The sequence below is a fragment of the Paenibacillus sp. EPM92 genome (genome assembly GCF_016586185.1).
Lineage (GTDB): Bacteria > Bacillota > Bacilli > Paenibacillales > NBRC-103111 > Paenibacillus_G > Paenibacillus_G validus.
This window is the reverse complement of the sequence record NZ_BCPS01000046.1, coordinates 1-17,526: the sequence shown is the minus strand read 5'-3', so window position 1 is coordinate 17,526 and position 17,526 is coordinate 1. Positions and strand designations below refer to the sequence as shown.

General features: G+C 53.9%; 20 protein-coding genes and 17 tRNA genes. 7 read left to right on the top strand and 30 right to left on the bottom strand.

What is annotated here, in order from left to right; translation table 11 throughout:
* Positions 1 to 14: 14 nt before the first annotated feature.
* The gene (locus JMF85_RS08755; protein ID WP_054796158.1) at positions 15 to 398 is read left to right on the top strand and encodes an LSm family protein; all 384 of its coding nucleotides are present in this window, start codon (positions 15 to 17) and stop codon (positions 396 to 398) included.
* A 60-nt stretch (positions 399 to 458) separates the two neighbouring features.
* Here the strand turns inward: JMF85_RS08755 and JMF85_RS08750 are convergent, their stop codons facing one another.
* On the bottom strand, positions 459 to 899 hold the full coding sequence (locus JMF85_RS08750) for a GNAT family N-acetyltransferase (RefSeq protein WP_201318068.1): 441 nt from the start codon (positions 897 to 899) through the stop codon (positions 459 to 461).
* A 312-nt stretch (positions 900 to 1,211) separates the two neighbouring features.
* Between JMF85_RS08750 and JMF85_RS08745 the strand changes: the two genes are divergently transcribed.
* Positions 1,212 to 1,904: a hypothetical protein gene (locus tag JMF85_RS08745; protein WP_201318067.1), complete on the top strand. Its 693-nt coding sequence runs from the start codon at positions 1,212 to 1,214 to the stop codon at positions 1,902 to 1,904.
* A gap of 45 nt (positions 1,905 to 1,949) precedes the next feature.
* On the opposite strand, the gene JMF85_RS08740 is transcribed toward JMF85_RS08745, so the two are convergent.
* The gene (locus JMF85_RS08740) at positions 1,950 to 2,240 is read right to left on the bottom strand and encodes a hypothetical protein (RefSeq protein WP_127608211.1); all 291 of its coding nucleotides are present in this window, start codon (positions 2,238 to 2,240) and stop codon (positions 1,950 to 1,952) included.
* 184 nt (positions 2,241 to 2,424) lie between these two features.
* Positions 2,425 to 2,733: a winged helix-turn-helix transcriptional regulator gene (locus JMF85_RS08735; RefSeq protein WP_054796155.1), complete on the bottom strand. Its 309-nt coding sequence runs from the start codon at positions 2,731 to 2,733 to the stop codon at positions 2,425 to 2,427.
* A gap of 158 nt (positions 2,734 to 2,891) precedes the next feature.
* On the opposite strand from JMF85_RS08735, the gene JMF85_RS08730 reads away from it, so the two are divergent.
* Complete coding sequence (locus tag JMF85_RS08730; protein ID WP_054796154.1) at positions 2,892 to 3,659, top strand: DODA-type extradiol aromatic ring-opening family dioxygenase; 768 nt, start codon at positions 2,892 to 2,894, stop codon at positions 3,657 to 3,659.
* 21 nt (positions 3,660 to 3,680) lie between these two features.
* The gene (locus tag JMF85_RS08725) at positions 3,681 to 4,115 is read left to right on the top strand and encodes a DoxX family protein (protein ID WP_054796153.1); all 435 of its coding nucleotides are present in this window, start codon (positions 3,681 to 3,683) and stop codon (positions 4,113 to 4,115) included.
* Positions 4,116 to 4,180: 65 nt separating this feature from the next.
* On the opposite strand, the gene JMF85_RS08720 is transcribed toward JMF85_RS08725, so the two are convergent.
* The 10 genes from JMF85_RS08720 to JMF85_RS08675 form a co-directional block, all read right to left on the bottom strand.
* Positions 4,181 to 4,828, bottom strand: a complete 648-nt coding sequence (locus JMF85_RS08720; RefSeq protein WP_127608193.1) for a response regulator — start codon at positions 4,826 to 4,828, stop codon at positions 4,181 to 4,183.
* On the bottom strand, positions 4,809 to 5,885 hold the full coding sequence (locus tag JMF85_RS08715; RefSeq protein ID WP_127608194.1) for a HAMP domain-containing sensor histidine kinase: 1,077 nt from the start codon (positions 5,883 to 5,885) through the stop codon (positions 4,809 to 4,811). Before JMF85_RS08715 ends, JMF85_RS08720 begins: the two co-directional genes overlap by 20 nt.
* A 15-nt stretch (positions 5,886 to 5,900) precedes the next feature.
* Positions 5,901 to 6,551, bottom strand: a complete 651-nt coding sequence (gene liaF / locus JMF85_RS08710; protein WP_201318066.1) for a cell wall-active antibiotics response protein LiaF — start codon at positions 6,549 to 6,551, stop codon at positions 5,901 to 5,903.
* Between the two features lie 148 nt (positions 6,552 to 6,699).
* Positions 6,700 to 7,398 carry a PspA/IM30 family protein gene (locus JMF85_RS08705; RefSeq protein WP_127608196.1) on the bottom strand — a complete coding sequence of 233 codons (699 nt, stop codon included), beginning with the start codon at positions 7,396 to 7,398 and terminating at the stop codon, positions 6,700 to 6,702.
* A 2-nt stretch (positions 7,399 to 7,400) separates the two neighbouring features.
* A complete protein-coding gene (locus JMF85_RS08700; protein ID WP_201318065.1) occupies positions 7,401 to 7,928 on the bottom strand; it encodes a PspC domain-containing protein in 528 nt (175 codons plus the stop codon).
* Positions 7,925 to 8,605, bottom strand: a complete 681-nt coding sequence (locus tag JMF85_RS08695) for a PspA/IM30 family protein (protein ID WP_054796150.1) — start codon at positions 8,603 to 8,605, stop codon at positions 7,925 to 7,927. Before JMF85_RS08695 ends, JMF85_RS08700 begins: the two co-directional genes overlap by 4 nt.
* Positions 8,606 to 8,647: 42 nt before the next feature.
* Positions 8,648 to 8,950, bottom strand: a complete 303-nt coding sequence (locus tag JMF85_RS08690) for a LiaF transmembrane domain-containing protein (protein ID WP_127608198.1) — start codon at positions 8,948 to 8,950, stop codon at positions 8,648 to 8,650.
* Positions 8,951 to 9,143: 193 nt separating this feature from the next.
* The gene (locus tag JMF85_RS08685) at positions 9,144 to 10,331 is read right to left on the bottom strand and encodes a GNAT family N-acetyltransferase (RefSeq protein WP_127608212.1); all 1,188 of its coding nucleotides are present in this window, start codon (positions 10,329 to 10,331) and stop codon (positions 9,144 to 9,146) included.
* A gap of 722 nt (positions 10,332 to 11,053) precedes the next feature.
* A complete protein-coding gene (locus tag JMF85_RS08680) occupies positions 11,054 to 11,860 on the bottom strand; it encodes a pyruvate, water dikinase regulatory protein (RefSeq protein ID WP_127608200.1) in 807 nt (268 codons plus the stop codon).
* 32 nt (positions 11,861 to 11,892) lie between these two features.
* Positions 11,893 to 12,540, bottom strand: coding sequence for a helix-turn-helix transcriptional regulator (locus JMF85_RS08675; RefSeq protein ID WP_127608213.1), 648 nt, complete (start codon positions 12,538 to 12,540; stop codon positions 11,893 to 11,895).
* 212 nt (positions 12,541 to 12,752) lie between these two features.
* Here JMF85_RS08675 and glpX point away from each other — a divergent pair, with 212 nt between their 5' ends.
* The 3 genes from glpX to JMF85_RS08660 all read left to right on the top strand — a co-directional run bounded on the left by glpX (position 12,753) and on the right by JMF85_RS08660 (position 15,759).
* Positions 12,753 to 13,736 carry a class II fructose-bisphosphatase gene (gene glpX / locus JMF85_RS08670; RefSeq protein ID WP_141335775.1) on the top strand — a complete coding sequence of 328 codons (984 nt, stop codon included), beginning with the start codon at positions 12,753 to 12,755 and terminating at the stop codon, positions 13,734 to 13,736.
* A 63-nt stretch (positions 13,737 to 13,799) separates the two neighbouring features.
* On the top strand, positions 13,800 to 14,618 hold the full coding sequence (locus tag JMF85_RS08665; RefSeq protein WP_127608202.1) for a sulfite exporter TauE/SafE family protein: 819 nt from the start codon (positions 13,800 to 13,802) through the stop codon (positions 14,616 to 14,618).
* Between the two features lie 67 nt (positions 14,619 to 14,685).
* Positions 14,686 to 15,759 (top strand): polysaccharide deacetylase family protein, encoded by a 1,074-nt coding sequence (locus JMF85_RS08660; protein WP_236595787.1) that lies wholly within the window; start codon positions 14,686 to 14,688, stop codon positions 15,757 to 15,759.
* A gap of 58 nt (positions 15,760 to 15,817) precedes the next feature.
* Here JMF85_RS08660 and JMF85_RS08655 read toward each other — a convergent pair.
* The 17 genes from JMF85_RS08655 to JMF85_RS08575 form a co-directional block, all read right to left on the bottom strand.
* Positions 15,818 to 15,897: transfer RNA gene (locus JMF85_RS08655), tRNA-Leu, on the bottom strand.
* A 3-nt stretch (positions 15,898 to 15,900) separates the two neighbouring features.
* Positions 15,901 to 15,977: transfer RNA gene (locus tag JMF85_RS08650), tRNA-Arg, on the bottom strand.
* Positions 15,978 to 15,997: 20 nt separating this feature from the next.
* A tRNA-Leu gene (locus JMF85_RS08645) sits at positions 15,998 to 16,086 on the bottom strand.
* 7 nt (positions 16,087 to 16,093) lie between these two features.
* A tRNA-Cys gene (locus JMF85_RS08640) sits at positions 16,094 to 16,167 on the bottom strand.
* A gap of 15 nt (positions 16,168 to 16,182) precedes the next feature.
* A tRNA-Gly gene (locus tag JMF85_RS08635) sits at positions 16,183 to 16,257 on the bottom strand.
* A gap of 10 nt (positions 16,258 to 16,267) precedes the next feature.
* Positions 16,268 to 16,339 (bottom strand) — tRNA-Gln (locus tag JMF85_RS08630).
* A 17-nt stretch (positions 16,340 to 16,356) separates the two neighbouring features.
* Positions 16,357 to 16,432, bottom strand: a tRNA-His gene (locus JMF85_RS08625).
* A gap of 15 nt (positions 16,433 to 16,447) precedes the next feature.
* Positions 16,448 to 16,521 (bottom strand) — tRNA-Trp (locus JMF85_RS08620).
* 7 nt (positions 16,522 to 16,528) lie between these two features.
* A tRNA-Tyr gene (locus JMF85_RS08615) sits at positions 16,529 to 16,614 on the bottom strand.
* 11 nt (positions 16,615 to 16,625) lie between these two features.
* Positions 16,626 to 16,701, bottom strand: a tRNA-Thr gene (locus tag JMF85_RS08610).
* A gap of 4 nt (positions 16,702 to 16,705) precedes the next feature.
* Positions 16,706 to 16,781 (bottom strand) — tRNA-Phe (locus tag JMF85_RS08605).
* Positions 16,782 to 16,813: 32 nt separating this feature from the next.
* A tRNA-Asp gene (locus JMF85_RS08600) sits at positions 16,814 to 16,890 on the bottom strand.
* Positions 16,891 to 16,934: 44 nt separating this feature from the next.
* Positions 16,935 to 17,011: transfer RNA gene (locus JMF85_RS08595), tRNA-Met, on the bottom strand.
* 21 nt (positions 17,012 to 17,032) lie between these two features.
* Positions 17,033 to 17,108, bottom strand: a tRNA-Val gene (locus JMF85_RS08590).
* A gap of 4 nt (positions 17,109 to 17,112) precedes the next feature.
* A tRNA-Glu gene (locus tag JMF85_RS08585) sits at positions 17,113 to 17,187 on the bottom strand.
* Between the two features lie 26 nt (positions 17,188 to 17,213).
* Positions 17,214 to 17,302: transfer RNA gene (locus JMF85_RS08580), tRNA-Ser, on the bottom strand.
* Positions 17,303 to 17,305: 3 nt separating this feature from the next.
* A tRNA-Asn gene (locus tag JMF85_RS08575) sits at positions 17,306 to 17,381 on the bottom strand.
* Between the last annotated feature and the right edge of the window lie 145 nt (positions 17,382 to 17,526).

Below are 17,526 nucleotides of genomic sequence, written 5' to 3'. Positions count from 1 at the left end.
AGGTGAATGTACGCATGAAACCGATCTATCCGATTGGCGAAGCGGGGTGCAGGCCGCATTACGGCAAGCCGGTCTGCGTGATTTTGAAGAACGGTACCGAAATCTTCGGGACGCTGATCGGCGTCAAGAAAGGCGAGCTAATTCTCAGTTACGACGAAGAAGAGGCGGTCGCTCCAGCTTCCGGCCCAACCAGGAGCAGCCGACGCTCGCCGAAGAAGAAAGCCCCCGCTTCCGGCAAAAGAGCCGGGAAAGGAACCGCCGCCGAGCATATCGCGCAGGCATCCGCTCATCCGTTCGGCCCCTCCCCTTACCCGGCGTATCCCGTTTCCGTTCTTCAGCACGGCCGCCGAGTCGTTCTCGACATTGGACTGGTTGGGCTGTTATTCACACTCGCTTAATTGCAAAAAACCAAGTCTCCGAGGCTCGCAAGCAAAGCGAACGGCAGACTTGGTTTTTCATTACATTGACTTCCTCATCAAGAAACAACGCATATGCGGATCGTAATAAATCGATGTGTACCCTAACCGTTCATAGAAGCCCCGGGCCCGCCCGTTCGCTTCGTCGACCCACAGGGTCACTTCGGGCAGTCCCAATTCCTGCGCCTTCCGTTCCACGTATAACATTAAACGTTTGCCAATCCCCTTTCCCTGATACCGGGGATCGACTGCGAGCATATCGACCGACAACCGTTCGCGGTCTGCTATTAGCGCGATAAATCCGACCGGAACGCGTCCGGCCGTTATTTCCACGTACGTCACGCCCTGGCTCAGCCGCTTTCGCAGAAGAGATCGACTGACTCGAGCGCTCGGTAGCGTCTGTTTGGCGAAAGGTAGCAGCTCTTTCTGGACAAGCTGATAAATCACGCCGTCGTCGCGCCGAGGAATTCGTTTGCGGATCATCCGTCAAACCGCCTTTCCCTAGCTGAAGCTTTTCCTCCATCGTATGTAGGGAACGGAAGAAAGGTTAGGGCGGACGACCCGTTTATTTTTTATACTTTTTGCCTACGAATCGCAGGAACGCAACACAAATCACCAACACGCCCGCTATCACGATCACTTGTACCGCATTCATCCGAACGAGCTCCTTTTGACCGAAATTTGATTTTTTATGTTACTCCAATTACTCGGCTGGTGTCAAGTGAAATGATTTACGAGCAAAGCGCCAATGGTTTATAATGGAAATAAGCATCTGGAGGGATAGGGGGGCCGGACATGATTACACCACCAATTACACGAGTATTCCGCCCGTATGAGGTGCATGCCCAGTGGTATGCGTACGAACAGTCGCAGTCCAAAGCCGTCGGCTCGGTGAAGCCGAAACCGCCGGGCTTGCCCGTTATGCTTTGGCCCCAACATCGATTCGAGCAATTCGCGCGAAGGACGGCCGCCGATCTCGCGAACGTGTTGACCGCGGCCGGGAAAGCCGGACAAGCCGTCGAGGCGGCCAAACAAGCCGCGACCACGACGGAACCTGACGGCTTGCCGGAAGCCGCCGAGCATATGGTCGAGGGATTCAATCGGCTGTCCGGCGCTTTAAGCGATGCCGGCAGCCTGTTAAAGCCGGCTGTCCGCAAATGGGCGTCCCGCCTCCCGTTCGGCGACCTGGAGCGCATCGGCATCGTCCGGCAGCCGGACGGCTCGCTGCGAATCGATGCGGAACTACTCGCCGAGCAATTGCAGCGGCAGCCGGACGTCGTTGCCGGCACGCTGACCGGCAGCGGCGGCTTCGCCGATCGGCTGGCAGCAGCGGCTGACCGTCTGCAATCGCTCGCCGCGTCGAGCCTGATTGACCGGCAGCAGGACGAATACCGCGCGTTCAGCAGCTACACGGTCAGCCCGGACAGCGGCTTGCAGACGTATTTATCCGTGCCGCTAACCGGCACGCTGTTGGATGTGTCCAGGTAAGGAGAGCCCTTGCGCCCGCCTCGCGATCAGAGGCGGGACGCTCCGTCAGGCGCCTGTCGCCCCTGCCGCCGCTTGGCGCACGCGCAGCGCATGCCGGATCGTCTCCTTTTTCACACGGTCGGCTTTATCCGCTTCAGCCTCCATAAAGAAATCGTCGGATTGATATAAGGAAAGCAGCGTGTTCTCGGCTGCCCGTCTCGCGGCGTCCTCCCGCTGCAGCAAATAATGCGCAATTTGATAACTGTATACCTCGTAACGCTTCAATACTTCCGCCTTCTCCCCGAACGACAGCCGTTTCGTCGGTTGGTGTCGTTTCTGTGCAGCCAAGCCTTTCATTTTCGGCAAGTCATCTCCTCTCCAAGCCGCAAAGAACGCATTCGTCCTCTAAGTAATATGACGAATGAGCGGCTGGAAAGCATTCACTTCTAAAGAAATCTTAAGAAATACAGAAGCCCCGACGGCATTTGTTCCGTCAGGGCTTCCTATTGTTATGCAACATGGTTACCGGCCGCATCTTGTCTCATTTTACCCAATCTATCGACCACGCTTCAATACCGCGAATGACAGGTTCCAGGGCGCGCCCCTTCTCCGTTAATGAATATTCGATGCGAACCGGCGTTTCCGGGAATACTTCCCGTAACACGATTCCTTCCTGCTCCAAATCCTTTAGCCTTTCGGACAGCAGTCTTCCGCTGATGGGCAATGCCGCTTCAATCGTGCAAAACCGCTGACGGCCCGAAAGCAGCTGATAAATGATGAGCACGGCCCACCGTTTACTGAGGATTTGCGACGCTTTTTCCATCCGGGGACATAACGTCGACTCGTTCATAAGGCTTCACCTCACTCTTAGTACTAGTATAACCGAAATAAACTAAAAATTATATAGTTAAACTTCATTAATTAGTTACTTGACATATTTAAGTTATTATCTTAAACTAACTTACATAAAGTAACCTAAAACGAACGCACTTGAAGGAGGTCCCCTTAATGGTACCATCGTTATTTTTAGCCCACGGTTCACCGATGCTGGCCATCGAGCAAACCGAATACGCCGCATTTCTCGCTCAACTGGCCCAGCGCATCCGTCCGAAAGCTATCGTTATTTTCACCGCGCATTGGGAAACTGAAGTGACGACGATTTCCTCGTCGGACGACGTATACGACACCATCTACGATTTCTACGGCTTCCCCGACGAACTGTACAAGATTCGTTATTTAGCCAGAGGCTCCTCCATCGTTGCTGCGAACGTGAAGGAGCGGCTGGAGAAGAACGGCATCGCCGTACAAACCGACACGACGCGCGGCCTCGACCACGGCTCCTGGACGCTGCTGCACCGGATGTACCCCGAAGCTGACATACCGGTCGTACAGGTTTCGGTCAATCCGTACACCGCGCCCCGCGAGCAATACCGGATCGGTGAAGCGCTCCGCGGCCTCGGCGACGAAGACATCCTCGTGATCGGCAGCGGTGTCACCGTGCATAACCTTCGCATCATCAAGTGGGGCCAAACGACACCCGAGCCTTGGGCTGTCGAATTCGACGAGTGGCTGCTCGGACGCCTGGAGCAAGACGATCAGGAAGCGCTGTTCGACTATGCCGCGCAAGCCCCTCACGCCCGCCTCGCTGTTCCGCGCGCGGAGCATTTCGTGCCCTTCTACATCGCATGGGGCAGCGGAAATCCGCAAAGAAAGCCGTCGGTCATTCACCGCAGCTACGATTTGGGCACGCTCAGTTATTTGAGCCTTGAATTTTAATCCTAAGGGAGAGAAACAGTCATGAATAGAAATGTCGAAATCGGACAACTCATTTTACGCATAGGCTTGGGCCTCACCTTCATGATCCACGGTTACTTGAAATTTGCCGGAGGCATCGCCAATGTTTCCGGCTGGTTCGAAAGCATCAGTCTCCCTGGCTTCATGGCCTATGTGGTCGCTTTGGTCGAGCTGATCGGCGGCTTCGCGGTGATCCTCGGACTTGGAACCCGAATCATTTCCGCGCTGTTCACGATCATTATGCTGGTCGCCCTGTTTAAAGTAAAGCTTGCCGCAGGCTTTACGGGCAGTGCTCAAGCGGCCGGATATGAGCTTGAAATCGTACTGCTGGCCATGTCCGCAGCACTTGCCTTCAGCGGCAGCCAGTTGCTCTCCGTCGAGAGATTGCTCCTGAAAACGATGTTCGGCGATCAGTTCGAAGATCGCCGCGCCGCTTAAGCCAACAGCAAATCCCCGTTCCTGCAGCCTCCGCGCTGACGGATACGGGGATTTTTGTGTGTTTGCTATTCCACCAAGCCCTGCTTAAACGCATAGATGGCCGCTTGAGTCCGATCCTCGACGCCGAGCTTAGCGAGTATATTCGTCACATGAAACTTCACCGTTTTCACGCCGATGAACAGCTCGTCTGCGACATCCTGGTTCGATTTGCCCGAAGCGATCAGCCGCAGCACTTCCATCTCGCGATCGGTCAGCTCCTCGTGCGGCATCGCCGCCTGCTTCGGCTGCCGGAACCGGTTCATCAGTTTGGAAGCGACTTGTGATTCAAGCACCGACTGCCCTTTAACGGCCGACCGGATAGCTTGGGCGATTTCTGCAGCGCGCGACGTTTTGAGCAAATAGCTGAACGCTCCCGCTTCTATGACCGGATAAATTTTCTCGTCGTCGATAAAGCTCGTCAGCACGATCACTTTACAATCCGGGTGCTGCTCCAGCAGACGGCGCGTCGTTTCGATCCCGTCCATCCCTTCCATCACCAAATCCATCAGCACCACATCAGGACGGTATTCGAGCGCCAGCCGAATGCCTTCCTGACCGCTGCTTGCCTCGCCCACCACCTCGATATCGTCTTCCGTACCGAGCACGGCCGCTAGTCCGATCCGCACCATCTCATGGTCGTCGACTAGCAGCACTTTAATCGTCGTCTCTTCCATTCTGAGTCCCTCCCTCCGCCATAATCGGAATTCTGATCTCGATCCGCGTGCCTTTGCCCGGCGCCGTCAATAAATTCATCGAGCCGCCGATTTCGTTCACGCGTTCATTCATCGTAACTATACCATAGGACGCTTGCTTCCTCATATCCAAATCGAAGCCGACGCCATTATCCCGGATCAGCAGCCGCACCGCATCGGCGGAAGGCTGCGTGAGCCGTACTTCAAGCTTCGTCGCCTTCGAGTGGCGCAGCGCATTCGACATCGCTTCCTGGGCGATCCGGAACAGATGGTCCTCGATGCCCTTGGGCAGCTTAATATCGTCCGACAGCTCCCAATCCATCTCCATCGGCACTTTCGCCGCGAGCTCCTGCATCAGCTCGACCAGTCCCTCCGACAAGCGCTTGCCCTCCAGGTGAACGGGCCGCAAATGCAGCAGCAGCGCGCGCATCTCCGATTGGGCAACCGACGCCATCTCTTCAATAAGATGGATCTGCCGCTGCGCTTTGTCGAAATCTTTATCCAGCGTCCGCCCGACCGCCGTCGCCGTCATCGAGATTGCGAACAGCTGCTGGCTGACCGCATCGTGCAGTTCGCGTGCCAGCCTCTGCCTTTCCTCGACGATAGCCGAATATTTAGCCTTTTGCGCCAATTGGGCGTTGTTGTTGGACAGCCGCTGCAGCGAAGAGACCTGCTCTTCCCATTTCTTCGTTATTTGATTAAGCTGCTCCCCGAGGCGTCCGATCTCGTCCTCGCCTAACGGCGGCACCGCGCGGCTCAAGTTTCCTTTTTCCAGCAGCAGCATCACTTCCCGAAGCTGTTCGAGCCTGCGGTTGATACGCGTAGAGTACCACAGCCCGTAAGAGCCGCCGAGGATGATCGTAATGGAGATCAACGTCAAACTGAGGCTCACGCCTTCTTTCCACGACTCAAAAGGACGAATATACCCGTTCGCCTGGAGAAAGTACACGATAACGGCAAACAAAATAAGGCTGAGCCCGATGGACTCCGCCATACTTCGCCATATCATGTTGGTCAGACGTTTCTCATGTCCGTCCATGCCGCTTCCTCCACGCTACACGATTTTGATATCGATATCCGCAATAACATAAGACATTTCGATCTTCACTTGACGATCCGCCGTCCAATAGTTCGGCGACTGCCATACGAGCTTGTTCAGCACGCCCGCTTCCTTATCATACCCGATGCTCGTTTGACCGAAAAGCACAGAAGCCGTCACGGATACCCCGACATCCTCCGGCACGATGAAATCGATGTCCCCGATCACGCCCTGCAGGACGATGGTCGTCTCCTTCTGCTCGGGTATCGCATACGTCAAATCCATATGAATCTCGCCAAGCACGTTCCAAATCGACATATCGCGCAGCATCCAGGGATCTCGGCCCCAACGAATGCTGTCGATGATGCTTTGCTTCCGGTAATGACGATCGTCCCGGTCTATCTTTCGTGATTTGTGATAAAAAAATCCTAGAGAAATCAGCACGACCGCAATCACGAGCGGCATATTTCCGCCCAAGAGCAGCAGCAGGCCGATAATCATCAGCACATACCCTTTGCGCCCGGTTCCCGAACGAACTTTATACACGCCGAATAACAGTAAAAAGAGGGCGACCACCGTGATGAAGCTCATGTGATCGTGCGCCAACAAAAAAATGCCCGCTCCGATCAAAACGAGTGCGATATTGCGGTTTCGTTTACGGTACATGTGCGCCGCCCCCTTTCGTCGGTCTAGTTGATAGCGTGAAACAAAAGCCATAGCGGCTGCATAATGGCCCTCCATGGCTTTTGCCCTACCTAGCATATCATAACTGCCGGGTTCGCTCCACTAGCATTTTCACGGCTGCTGCGAATGCTTATTTAGGCTCGGAAGAAATTTTTTCTTTCAGAAGGTTCAACTGCTCGTCGAGCTTTTGCTGTTTCGCCGGATCGACGTTCGCGCCAAGACCGTAAGCCGAACCCGTATAAGAGGCCGTGCCGACAAAAGGCTTGCGTGCGATCTCCGCCTCCACTTCGAGCGTCATGATTTTCTCTTCCATGCGGCGGAAGCCCTTCACGGCACTGCCGCCTTCGATAACGTTGTTCGCCGTCACTTCGGCCATTTGCTTCTTAGCCTTGGCCAGCTGTGCGCGGGAAATCAGCTCGCTGCGCTTGTTGCGCATTTGATAGAACGAATCTTTCATTTCATGCAGCTGTTGTACCAGCTCGGCCGCTTGCCCCTTGGCCTGCTCATGCAGCTCGGTGTATTCGGTAATTTTCCCTTCGTGATACAGCTTTTGTTCGAGTGCTTGGCGTGCCGCCAGCTCTTGATCGTTCTTGAGCGCTTCCTTCGCTTGCGCTTCGAATTGCGCCGTCAGACGAACCGCTTCATCCAGACGTTCCTTCAGCTTACGTTCACTGGCGATTTGACGGGCGACCGTCACTTCGGCCTGTGCGATTTCCTCTTCCATGTCGCGGATATATTGGTTCAGCATAATGATCGGATCTTCGACCTTATCCAACAGCTCGTGCAGCGACGCTTTCGTCATATCTTTAATTCTGGAAAATACTCCCATGATTATATCTCTCCTTTAGTTTGGTTTTGTTGTTGTTTTTCGTATTGCGCGACTTTGGCGCGGAGTTCTTCAATTTCTTTCCACATCGCTTTTTTCTCGATGTCTTTCATCATATCGTCGAGGTCGCTGCCGGCCGTGCCCGCCGCTTGCGCTTGGCTTGCCGCATACTCGGCTTCGTAACCTCCCGCTTGCTGCGGGCTGCCCCAGCCGTAACGCTGCGCTTTACGGTAGTGCCTCTCGGCGCGCTTCCAATCTTTCCAGCTGCAAAATTGATGATCCCACTTGCCGCCATACGGATTCGCCCCTCCGCCATAGCCGGGACCTGGACCGTGAGGCCCGCCGTGCCAAGGCTCGCTCGGGATCACCAGCGCCGCCAATACATAGATGCCGATGACGACTCCGCCGGAGAACAGCGTCGTGATGACCACCAGGAGACGAAGCAGCGTCGCATCGAATCCCAGCGTTTCTGCAAGACCTCCACATAAGCCGGTAATCTTACGATCGGTTCGGGAACGGTATAATTTCGTCATGGTCGATTCCAGCCCTCCTGTTGCAGTTTACTGCGAAGTTTTGCGAGTTCTTGGTCCAGCGCTTGCGAAGCGGCGCCGCTGGCGGCAGTCCATGCGTCACGGACATGGCCGCGAACCTCGCGAAGCGTTCTCGCCGTCAGTTCCATGTCGGATACGCGCTCTTCCAATCGTTCGAACATGCGTGGCGACGGTCCTGCGCCCATCGAACGCATTCGTTCGTTCATGCGCTGCTGCAGCCGGACAGATTCCAGTCTGGCGATATAATAGCTCCGTTTCGATGCGATTTCATCGAAATCGGCTTTTAATTGCTGCACTTGCTCCTCGAGCTCGACGATGCCCAGTTTGCTTTGCTCATACAAGGCTTTGTACTGCGCCGCTTTCTCTTCCTGCGCCATCTTCTCCTGCAGCGCCATCCGGGCGACTTCATCCTCGCCGGCACGCAGCGCCAGCATCGCTTGCTGCTCGCGGCGCTCCTTCAGCTGCTCGGCTGCCGCGTACTGATGGCGGAGCGACGCGGCGTGGCTTAAACATTGCTGCAGCAGCTTCTCCGATTCGCGGATCTGCTCCGACTGCGAAGCCAAATATTTATCGATCAAGCGAACCGGGTCTTCCGAATTTTCCAGCATCTCATTGAAATGGGCGACCGTGATGTCACGGAATCGTTTGCCTAAACTCATGCTTCGTTCAACCACCTTTTCTTCTAGGATTCGTTATGTGTGTTAGTAAACCGATTTTTTGCAGCGCAGCATCGAGACACCGTAACCGATCAATCCGATCGCCACCAGCAATCCGATCAATCCGGACAGCTTGCCGAGCAGAATCAAACCGCCGATACCGATCAAGATCCAGCCGATAATGCTCTTACCGTTCTTCAGTCCGACGAATCCGAGGCCGACCATAGCTGCGGGGAATAGGATGCTCATGACATGATGCCCGATGTGAAAACCCGTCTTGTTCAGCAGGATCAGCGCTCCGAAGAAAATCAACAGCACCGCGAGTCCGGTATGTTTATTCATTCTCATGAATTCGTTTCACCGCCTTTCGTTTGTTTCTCGTTTGCTTATGTCTTTATTCTAGGGAAAAACCGCTCCGCCCAAAACGAACCTGCGGCGGGTTTTGAAACTCGACTAAAGTCCAGTGAACTGCCCGACTGGCGGATTCAGCAGCCGCAACTAAAAAACCTCAGCATCCCCAATAAGGGTGCTGAGGTTTCATTTAAAAGTAATCCGCCAAATACACCGGGCGCGGCGGAATAAGCCGTTCCAGCGTTTCCACCGCTTCCGCCGTGCCCTGCAGCCTGCCGATCTCATGCAATAAGGCCGGGCGCCGGTAACCGAGCATCAGCACCGCCAGCGTTTGAATGCTGCAGGACGCGAACGGGAGGCATCCTGACGACGCGCTGTCCGCTTCCCGCACGACAGCCGTCCCGGACTCGTCCACAGAGAGCCGCCACACCCCGTTGTTCCACGCGGCATGCGTGTCCTCGACGCGCAGCAGCAGTGTGCTTTCCACACCGGAGGCGAACGGAAATTTTGCCAAAAACGCGGGCACATCGACGATTCTGGCCATAAATGTAGGCGAGAGCTCCTGCTTGATGCGCGGATGGTCGAGCAGGAACGCCAGATCGTCCTCGGCCGGAGCTGACAGCGTGAGACGATCGATCATCGAATCGTGATCGGCCAGAAACCGCCATAGCGCCGTCCGAGCTTGGTGATCGAGATATACAAGCTCGTGCACCTTCAATACCCGCTCCTTCACCTGATACATCACATATCCTGCAGCACGCCCCGACGAGTCGTAGTACACGGCTGCCGTCCCCGGCTTATTTCGGAATACGCGATGCTCCCACCAGCCCTCCTCCCGGACCAGCATCCCGTTGTATCGCTCGGCATAGGCTGTGTACACCGGCTCCAACAGCTCACGCTGCCCGCCGGTACGTACGATCTTCCCTGTGCCGGCCGGCCAATGGGGGAGCAGCGCTGCCGGGATATCGTATATTTTCTGCTCCGCGCACATTTCCCAGCCGAACTTCCGGTAGAAAGGGAATTGAAACGGGTATAGGAACGACAGTGTCTGTCCCTGTTCCTTCATGGTCATCAACGCATGCGCCAGCAGCTTCGTCACAAGCCCGCCCCGCCGGTACTCCGGCCAAGTGGCAACGCCTGCGATGCCGCCCAGGGCGAATTTCTTGCCATGCATCCAGGTTTCGAAGCCGTGGATCGTCAGCTTGGCCGCCAAGCGGCCATCCACATAAGCGCCCCACAGCTCCTCGGTGCGCATCAAAGCTTCGCGATGATAACGGTCTTCCTCTGTCAGTACATACTGAAAAGCGAAAGCAGACAAATCCATCGACTCTTGAAACTGCTCCTTGGGGATATTGCGAATCACCGGCTGTTCACTCATCGCACAACTACCTTTCTTTTCCTCGTCGTCTCTACTTTTTAACCCGGCTGCAAAAAACGCATTCCAGTCCGGCTGATTGCCTCGCGGCCGAGCGTTCTCCCGCTTGCTGTACGTTCGGTCCATCCGTTTCGTGCAATCTTGAAAACTCATTTTCTCGCTTTATCGAGGCAATCCTCATATACTTGCGTCTTGCGTATGCGCCTAAGTAAAAGACAAAAGACATGCTGCTGCCATTGTAACCCAGAATATCGGGAAATTCCATGTTTCTACCATGAATAAAATGCTAGTCAATTGGATGTAAATCAGTAGCAGCGAGCTTTGAGCGAGCATCTCCGGCCCTGTTCTCCCGCGGAATTAACTGTTTTTTTCCTGTCTCGGTCATAAGTCCATACCAAAATTATATAAAGGCCATATAGTATAATATGACTTCTGAAAGGGGGATGTCACATGAGCGCTGTCGGATTTTTTACAACAACTGGTGTAATTCTTGTATTGTTCATCTTGCTCGTAATTGTTTTACGTGCACTCATCATCTAATCTCTTAATGCCGAAAAACCCCCTGTAAAGCTACTAAGTAGCTTTCAGGGGGTTTTTCATGTATAAGGGCCACCCTCCGATTTGCGGCATGCGGCGTCCCGTCGGCTTATGAGTTCGCTTGTCGCTCAAGAGCGCCTTCGAAGCATGCAAAAAGGCTCGAACCTTCACGGTCCAAGCCTTCGGAATTAATTTAAATAACCCATAATAATGCCCGCTGTTTCCTCGATTGCCTTATCGGTCACATTAATGATCAGACTGCCCACTTGCTTCATTAGCGTTTGCGCGTATTGCAGTTCCTCATCGATCCGTTCCATCGTCGCATACTTCGCTCCGAACGGCAGGCCGACCGCCTTCAGCCGCTCAGTCCGAATCTTGTACAACTTCTCGGCGTCCATCGTGAGTCCGACGATCCGGCTGCCGGGAACGAGAAACAGCTCCTTGGGCGGCTTCACTTCCGGCACCAACGGTAAATTCGATACCTTGATGCCCTTATGCGCCAGAAAAATGCTCAGTGGCGTCTTCGATGTCCGCGAAACCCCGATCAGCACCAGGTTCGCCTTCAACAGCGAGCTTGTATCCCGGCCATCGTCGCACTTCACTGCAAACTCGACCGCTTCCACGCGGCGGAAATAATCCTCGTCGAGCCGGTGCAGCAGCCCCGGCTCTCGCTTCGGCGCGTCGTTGAACGTATCGACGAACGCTTCCATCATCGGCCCCATAATGTCCACGGCGCGTACGCCGAGCCGGAGCGCTTCTTCCTTCATCGTTTCCCTGAGCTCGGGCTGCACGAGCGTATACGCAATGAATCCGCCCCGCTGCGCCGCTTCTTCGACGATGGCGCGCACTTCATCTTCCTTCTTAATATGGCCGATCCGCTTCGTCCTTACCTGATGAGCATCGAACTGCCGGATCGTCGCTCTGACGACGGCTTCTGCCGTTTCCCCAACCGAATCAGAGCAAATCGTAATTTCATAATGTTGTTCTTCCCTCATTCGGTTCCTTCTCCTTATTTTTCAGATCATGATTAGCGGTCTATGGCCAAATCCAGCAGTATTTTCGTCATAATCGTTTTTGTCACGCGTCCTACTACTTCCCAACGGGTCCGCCCGCCCGCCTCTTCGCTTTTCACCGGCACGACCACCGGCAAGCTGTCCACTTGGTGGTGAATCATTTTGTTCGCCGCATCGATCACCGATTCCTCCGGCGTTACATGAATGACATTGGGCTCTCGCGTCATGACCATACTCACCGGCATGGAAGAAGCGCTGGCGTTGCCGAACGTAAATTTCAGCAGATCCTTACGGGAAATGATGCCGGACAAACAACCGTCCTCCCCGACTACAATCAAGCTGCCGACGTTCTCCAGAAACAACGCCACAACCGCATCGTGCACCGACGCCTGGTCCCGGACAACGACAGGAATCGCCTGAACGTCCCGCACTTTCAGCCCCAGCAGCTTGCGTGAAGCCTGTGATCCCGTATTCACCGATGAACCTGGCGTGTATCCGACCTTCGGCTTGGCGTCAACCAGCCCCAGCATAACAAGCAGCGCCAGGTCAGAGCGCAGCGTCGGTCGGCTTAACCCGAGCATTTCCGCTATTTGTTCGCCGGTAATCGGCGCATTCGCTTTCACTAATTCAACGATCTGTAATTGGCGCGCACTCAGTTCGATGACCGGTCCCTCCTTGTTTCGCCAGCTCTTATCCGCATCTTTTCCATATGATTGTATCAAAAATAGTCTCTTTCTCAAAGAACCGTTTTGAGTCTACGTCCTTATTGTCGCAATATTATCGCGCTTCTCGAATAATTATTGCGTACTATATAGTTATTCATTATACTATATTCAGATTAAATGTACCATTCATATTCAGGGAGTGAGAGCAGATGGAAAGAGAATTGGCATTGGAAATCGTTCGCGTCACCGAGCTCGCGGCGCTATCGGCGGCAAGCTGGATGGGCCGTGGAGATAAAAATCAGGCTGACGGCGCCGCTACGACGGCCATGCGCGCCATGTTCGATTCCGTTTCCATCCGTGGAACCGTCGTTATTGGTGAAGGGGAAATGGACGAAGCCCCGATGCTTTATATCGGAGAAGCAGTCGGCAACGGACAAGGACCGGAGGTCGACGTCGCGGTGGATCCGCTTGAGGGCACAGAGCTCGTTGCCAAAGGTTTAAACAACGCCTTGGCAGTCATCGCCATTGCGGGCAAGGGGCAGCTGCTTCACGCTCCGGATATGTATATGGAGAAGCTGGCCGTCGGACCGGCATTAGCCGGTAAATTAAGTCTCGACGATCCACTCGAGACAACCTTGGAACGCGCCGCCGACTTGTTAGGCAAGCCATTGAGCAATTTAACCGTCATGATCTTGGATCGTGATCGGCACCGTGAACGTATTCATACACTGCGCCGCGTTGGCGTGCGCATTAAATTTCTGAGCGACGGCGACGTCGCGGGAGCAATGGCACCTGCTCTGTCTGAATCGGGCATCGATTTGTACGTCGGTTCCGGAGGAGCTCCCGAGGGCGTGCTCGCCGCCGCTGCGCTGCGTTGTCTCGGTGGCGAGCTGATCGGCAGACTCATGCCGGGCAACGAGGAAGAATTCACCCGCTGCCGCGAGATGGGCATTGACGATCCGTACAAAATATTGAGCATGGACGATATGGTCGGTAACGGGGACGTTATCTTTGCGGCTACCGGCATTACCCCAGGCGAATTTCTAAGCGGCGTGCGCTATACGAACGATCACCGTGCGGAGACCCACTCGATCGTCATGCGAGCCAAAACGCGCACAATACGCTTCATTCAATCGAGTCACTACTTGCCGAACAAACAGTTGCTCAGCGATATTTTGAACGCCCAGGATTGAACTTCATCGTTTCTATGTTAATATTTATTTACATTAAATATTAACATGGAGGAAGGTTATCTCATGAGCTTTTTGTTTTTTACCGCCGTCGGCCTGATCGCAGCTACCTTCGGTAGCCTTGTCGGTCTCGGCGGCGGTATTATTATTGTGCCTGCACTCGTTTATTTAGGCCCATTGTTCGTCGGGCAGACGATATCCGTCTCCACGGCGGTCGGCACTTCGCTTGCCGTACTTATATTTACCGCGCTTTCTTCAACCTTAGCATTCTTGAAGCAGAAGCGCGTGGATTTTAGAAGCGGCTTGCTTTATTTCATGACATGCGGGCCCGCAGCCATGCTGGGCTCCTACGTGACGCAATTCGTTGATGCGCAATCGTTTCAGTTGTACTTCGGTTTCTTTATGATGTTCATGGCCATACTGCTCATCCTTCGTGATTATATCAAACCGATCAATGTCCGCTGGAGCGTTCAGCGCACTTACATAGATGCTTCAGGACAAACGTTCGAGTACGGTTACAGCCTGATTCCAGCACTGGCCATCGGCTCGGCCGTCGGCTTTATTTCAGGTCTGTTCGGAATCGGCGGAGGCTCGTTGTTCGTTCCGGCCATGGTACTCCTGTTTCGTTATCCGCCGCATGTCGCTACCGCCACTTCGATGTTCGTGATTTTGCTATCTTCGGTGATGGGCACCGTGACGAAGCTGAGTCTTGGAGAGGTGGACCTATGGATGGTCCTTTGCCTGGCTCCTACGGCGGTGCTCGGCGGTTGGTTAGGCGCTCAAATCGCCAGCCGTCTAAGCAGCAAGAAACTGCTATGGGTGCTACGCATCTCCTTCGTATTGATCGCTTCCAAAATGATCCTCGAAGGCCTCAACATCATCTAACAACACCGCATAATTCTCCTCCTCCTATCCAACACTAAGATAACTTTATGGATAAGGGGGAGGCACCGTGTATCCTCGTATAGGAATGAATCTCGCTTGGACGACGATGCTCAGCATCGCGTTGACGTCCTGTTCGGCACAACCCCATCCTCATACAACACCGCAAGCGTCCCCTTGGACAAGTCAAGGGAATTCAAAACAGGCCCAGGCGTCCAACGATACACCTTCAACACGAAATACGGGTTCCACATCGTCCCCCCATACACGTATCGAAAGCTTGACTCCGTCCATTCCCGACAAAGTCCCTGCTGCGCCCGTTAAGCCGACACCGGAAGTTCATACGGAAACCGTCCCGGCGCCTGCCCAGCAGCAGGTTGTCCCTAAGAAGGCAGCTAAGACGCAAGCTCCGCCAAAAACCGTATCCGCCAAAACCGGTAAACAGAAACAAACGAACCACACGACGGCTGCGGCGCAAAACCAGCGTCTAACGCTCTCTCAGCTTGTAAAAAAGTATCCCCAGCTTTTACGATTACGCGGTTCTTCGACCGGTAAAAAAGTCGCTCTTACCTTTGACGATGCGCCTGATCTTAAGTTTACCCCCCAAGTGCTCGATATTTTGAAAAAATATCACGTGCAGGCGACCTTCTTCATTGTCGGTTCACAAGCCGAGAAGCATCCGGAAGTCGTGAAACGCATCGTCAATGAAGGACATGTTATCGGCAATCATTCCTATTCGCATCCGCTGTTCACCAAACTGGACGAGCAATCCTTTCAGCATCAGATTCTGCAAACGCAAGACACCTTGCACAGCTTAATTGGCTACAGACCGAGACTACTCCGTCCACCCTACGGTGAAATCAGCGAGAATCAACTTCTATGGACTTCGGATCGTGGTTACCTTGTTGTCAATTGGAACGTTGATTCGATGGACTGGAAGCAATTAAATGAGCCTCAAGTGACTTCCAATATCTTGCATCACACCAAAGCCGGTTCAATCGTTCTTCAACATTCCGGGGGTGGCTCTACCCAAGATTTAAGCGGCACCGTTCGCGCATTGCCTCATGTTATCGAGAAGTTACAAGGCCAAGGTTATCGTCTTGTCACTTTACCGGAATTGCTTAACGTCCCGAAAGGAAAATAAAAGAAAAACACATATAAAAAAAGCATAGAGAGCGAATAATTCGCTCTCTATGCTTTGATGCCGGTAGAGGGACTTGAACCCCCACGGTTTCCCTCACGATTTTGAGTCGCGCGCGTCTGCCAATTCCGCCATACCGGCTGGTGGCGTGCCCTAAGAGATTCGAACTCCTGACCTTTTGATTCGTAGTCAAACGCTCTATCCAGCTGAGCTAAGGGCACATAAAACAATTAGATTGGAGTGGTGCCGAAGACCAGACTTGAACTGGTACGGTAGTCACCTACCGCAGGATTTTAAGTCCTGTGCGTCTGCCGATTCCGCCACTCCGGCGTAAGATTGGAGGCGCCACCCAGACTCGAACTGGGGGTAAAGCTTTTGCAGAGCTCTGCCTTACCACTTGGCTATGGCGCCACACAGCTATAAAATTGGAGCGGAAGACGGGACTCGAACCCGCGACCCTCGCCTTGGCAAGGCGATGCTCTACCACTGAGCCACTTCCGCAAGAATGAAACTGGGGATCTAGGATTCGAACCTAGGCATGACGGAGTCAAAGTCCGTTGCCTTACCGCTTGGCTAATCCCCAATGTGAGTTTAGAAAAATGGGGCGATCGATGGGACTTGAACCCACGAATGCTGGAGCCACAGACCAGTGCGTTAACCCCTTCGCCACGACCGCCATATGAAATTTGTTTGGCAGGGGCAGCAGGAATCGAACCCACACCAAAGGTTTTGGAGACCTTTGTTCTACCTTTAAACTATGCCCCTATGAAAATGGTGGAGGCTGATGGATTCGAACCACCGAACTCGTCAGAGAACAGATTTACAGTCTGCTGCGTTTGGCCACTTCGCTAAGCCTCCATATGAAACTGTGGTGCCGCCGAGAGGACTTGAACCCCCAACCTACTGATTACAAGTCAGTTGCTCTACCAATTGAGCTACAGCGGCATAATGGTGGCTCGGGACGGAATCGAACCGCCGACACGAGGATTTTCAGTCCTCTGCTCTACCGACTGAGCTACCGAGCCTAACCTTACAAATCCATTCATAGTTTAAATAATGGCGGAGCCGACGGGATTCGAACCCGCGGTCTCCTGCGTGACAGGCAGGCATGTTAGGCCTCTACACCACGGCTCCACACTATGTATTCAATATCGAAGCTATGATCTCCGAGATGAATTTGGTTGCGGGGGCAGGATTTGAACCTGCGGCCTTCGGGTTATGAGCCCGACGAGCTACCGGGCTGCTCCACCCCGCGTCGTTAAACAAAAAGTAATTATGGTGGAGGCTGACGGGATCGAACCGCCGACCCTCTGCTTGTAAGGCAGATGCTCTCCCAGCTGAGCTAAGCCTCCATAATGGTGACCCGTAGGGGATTCGAACCCCTGTTACCTCCGTGAAAGGGAGGTGTCTTAACCCCTTGACCAACGGGCCTTGCGAATACTTATTCTGCAGTTCTACGGAGAGAGAGGGATTCGAACCCTCGAGACGCTTGTGACGCCTACACGATTTCCAATCGTGCTCCTTCGGCCAACTCGGACACCTCTCCATATGGCTCCCCGAACAGGACTCGAACCTGTGACAACTCGATTAACAGTCGAGTGCTCTACCAACTGAGCTATCGGGGAATATTCCTTCAGAGCTCACGCCCTGAAAACTGGATACGAAACTCAGCATGCTGAATGCTTTGACTTCACTAAAGTGAAAGTCTTTTGGATAAGCCCTCGACCGATTAGTATTCGTCAGCTCCACACGTTGCCGTGCTTCCACCCC

Coding starts and splice junctions, on each gene's coding strand:
- JMF85_RS08720 (WP_127608193.1), bottom strand. CDS start 4,828: ATGGAAGAGACGACGATTAAAGTGCTGCTAGTCGACGACCATGAGATG.
- JMF85_RS08665 (WP_127608202.1), top strand. CDS start 13,800: ATGAGCTTTTTGTTTTTTACCGCCGTCGGCCTGATCGCAGCTACCTTC.
- JMF85_RS08740 (WP_127608211.1), bottom strand. CDS start 2,240: ATGAAAGGCTTGGCTGCACAGAAACGACACCAACCGACGAAACGGCTG.
- JMF85_RS08735 (WP_054796155.1), bottom strand. CDS start 2,733: ATGAACGAGTCGACGTTATGTCCCCGGATGGAAAAAGCGTCGCAAATC.
- JMF85_RS08725 (WP_054796153.1), top strand. CDS start 3,681: ATGAATAGAAATGTCGAAATCGGACAACTCATTTTACGCATAGGCTTG.
- JMF85_RS08680 (WP_127608200.1), bottom strand. CDS start 11,860: ATGAGGGAAGAACAACATTATGAAATTACGATTTGCTCTGATTCGGTT.
- JMF85_RS08755 (WP_054796158.1), top strand. CDS start 15: ATGAAACCGATCTATCCGATTGGCGAAGCGGGGTGCAGGCCGCATTAC.
- JMF85_RS08690 (WP_127608198.1), bottom strand. CDS start 8,950: ATGAGAATGAATAAACATACCGGACTCGCGGTGCTGTTGATTTTCTTC.
- JMF85_RS08700 (WP_201318065.1), bottom strand. CDS start 7,928: ATGACGAAATTATACCGTTCCCGAACCGATCGTAAGATTACCGGCTTA.
- JMF85_RS08695 (WP_054796150.1), bottom strand. CDS start 8,605: ATGAGTTTAGGCAAACGATTCCGTGACATCACGGTCGCCCATTTCAAT.
- JMF85_RS08685 (WP_127608212.1), bottom strand. CDS start 10,331: ATGAGTGAACAGCCGGTGATTCGCAATATCCCCAAGGAGCAGTTTCAA.
- JMF85_RS08750 (WP_201318068.1), bottom strand. CDS start 899: ATGATCCGCAAACGAATTCCTCGGCGCGACGACGGCGTGATTTATCAG.
- JMF85_RS08745 (WP_201318067.1), top strand. CDS start 1,212: ATGATTACACCACCAATTACACGAGTATTCCGCCCGTATGAGGTGCAT.
- glpX (WP_141335775.1), top strand. CDS start 12,753: ATGGAAAGAGAATTGGCATTGGAAATCGTTCGCGTCACCGAGCTCGCG.
- JMF85_RS08705 (WP_127608196.1), bottom strand. CDS start 7,398: ATGGGAGTATTTTCCAGAATTAAAGATATGACGAAAGCGTCGCTGCAC.
- JMF85_RS08715 (WP_127608194.1), bottom strand. CDS start 5,885: ATGGACGGACATGAGAAACGTCTGACCAACATGATATGGCGAAGTATG.
- liaF (WP_201318066.1), bottom strand. CDS start 6,551: ATGTACCGTAAACGAAACCGCAATATCGCACTCGTTTTGATCGGAGCG.
- JMF85_RS08730 (WP_054796154.1), top strand. CDS start 2,892: ATGGTACCATCGTTATTTTTAGCCCACGGTTCACCGATGCTGGCCATC.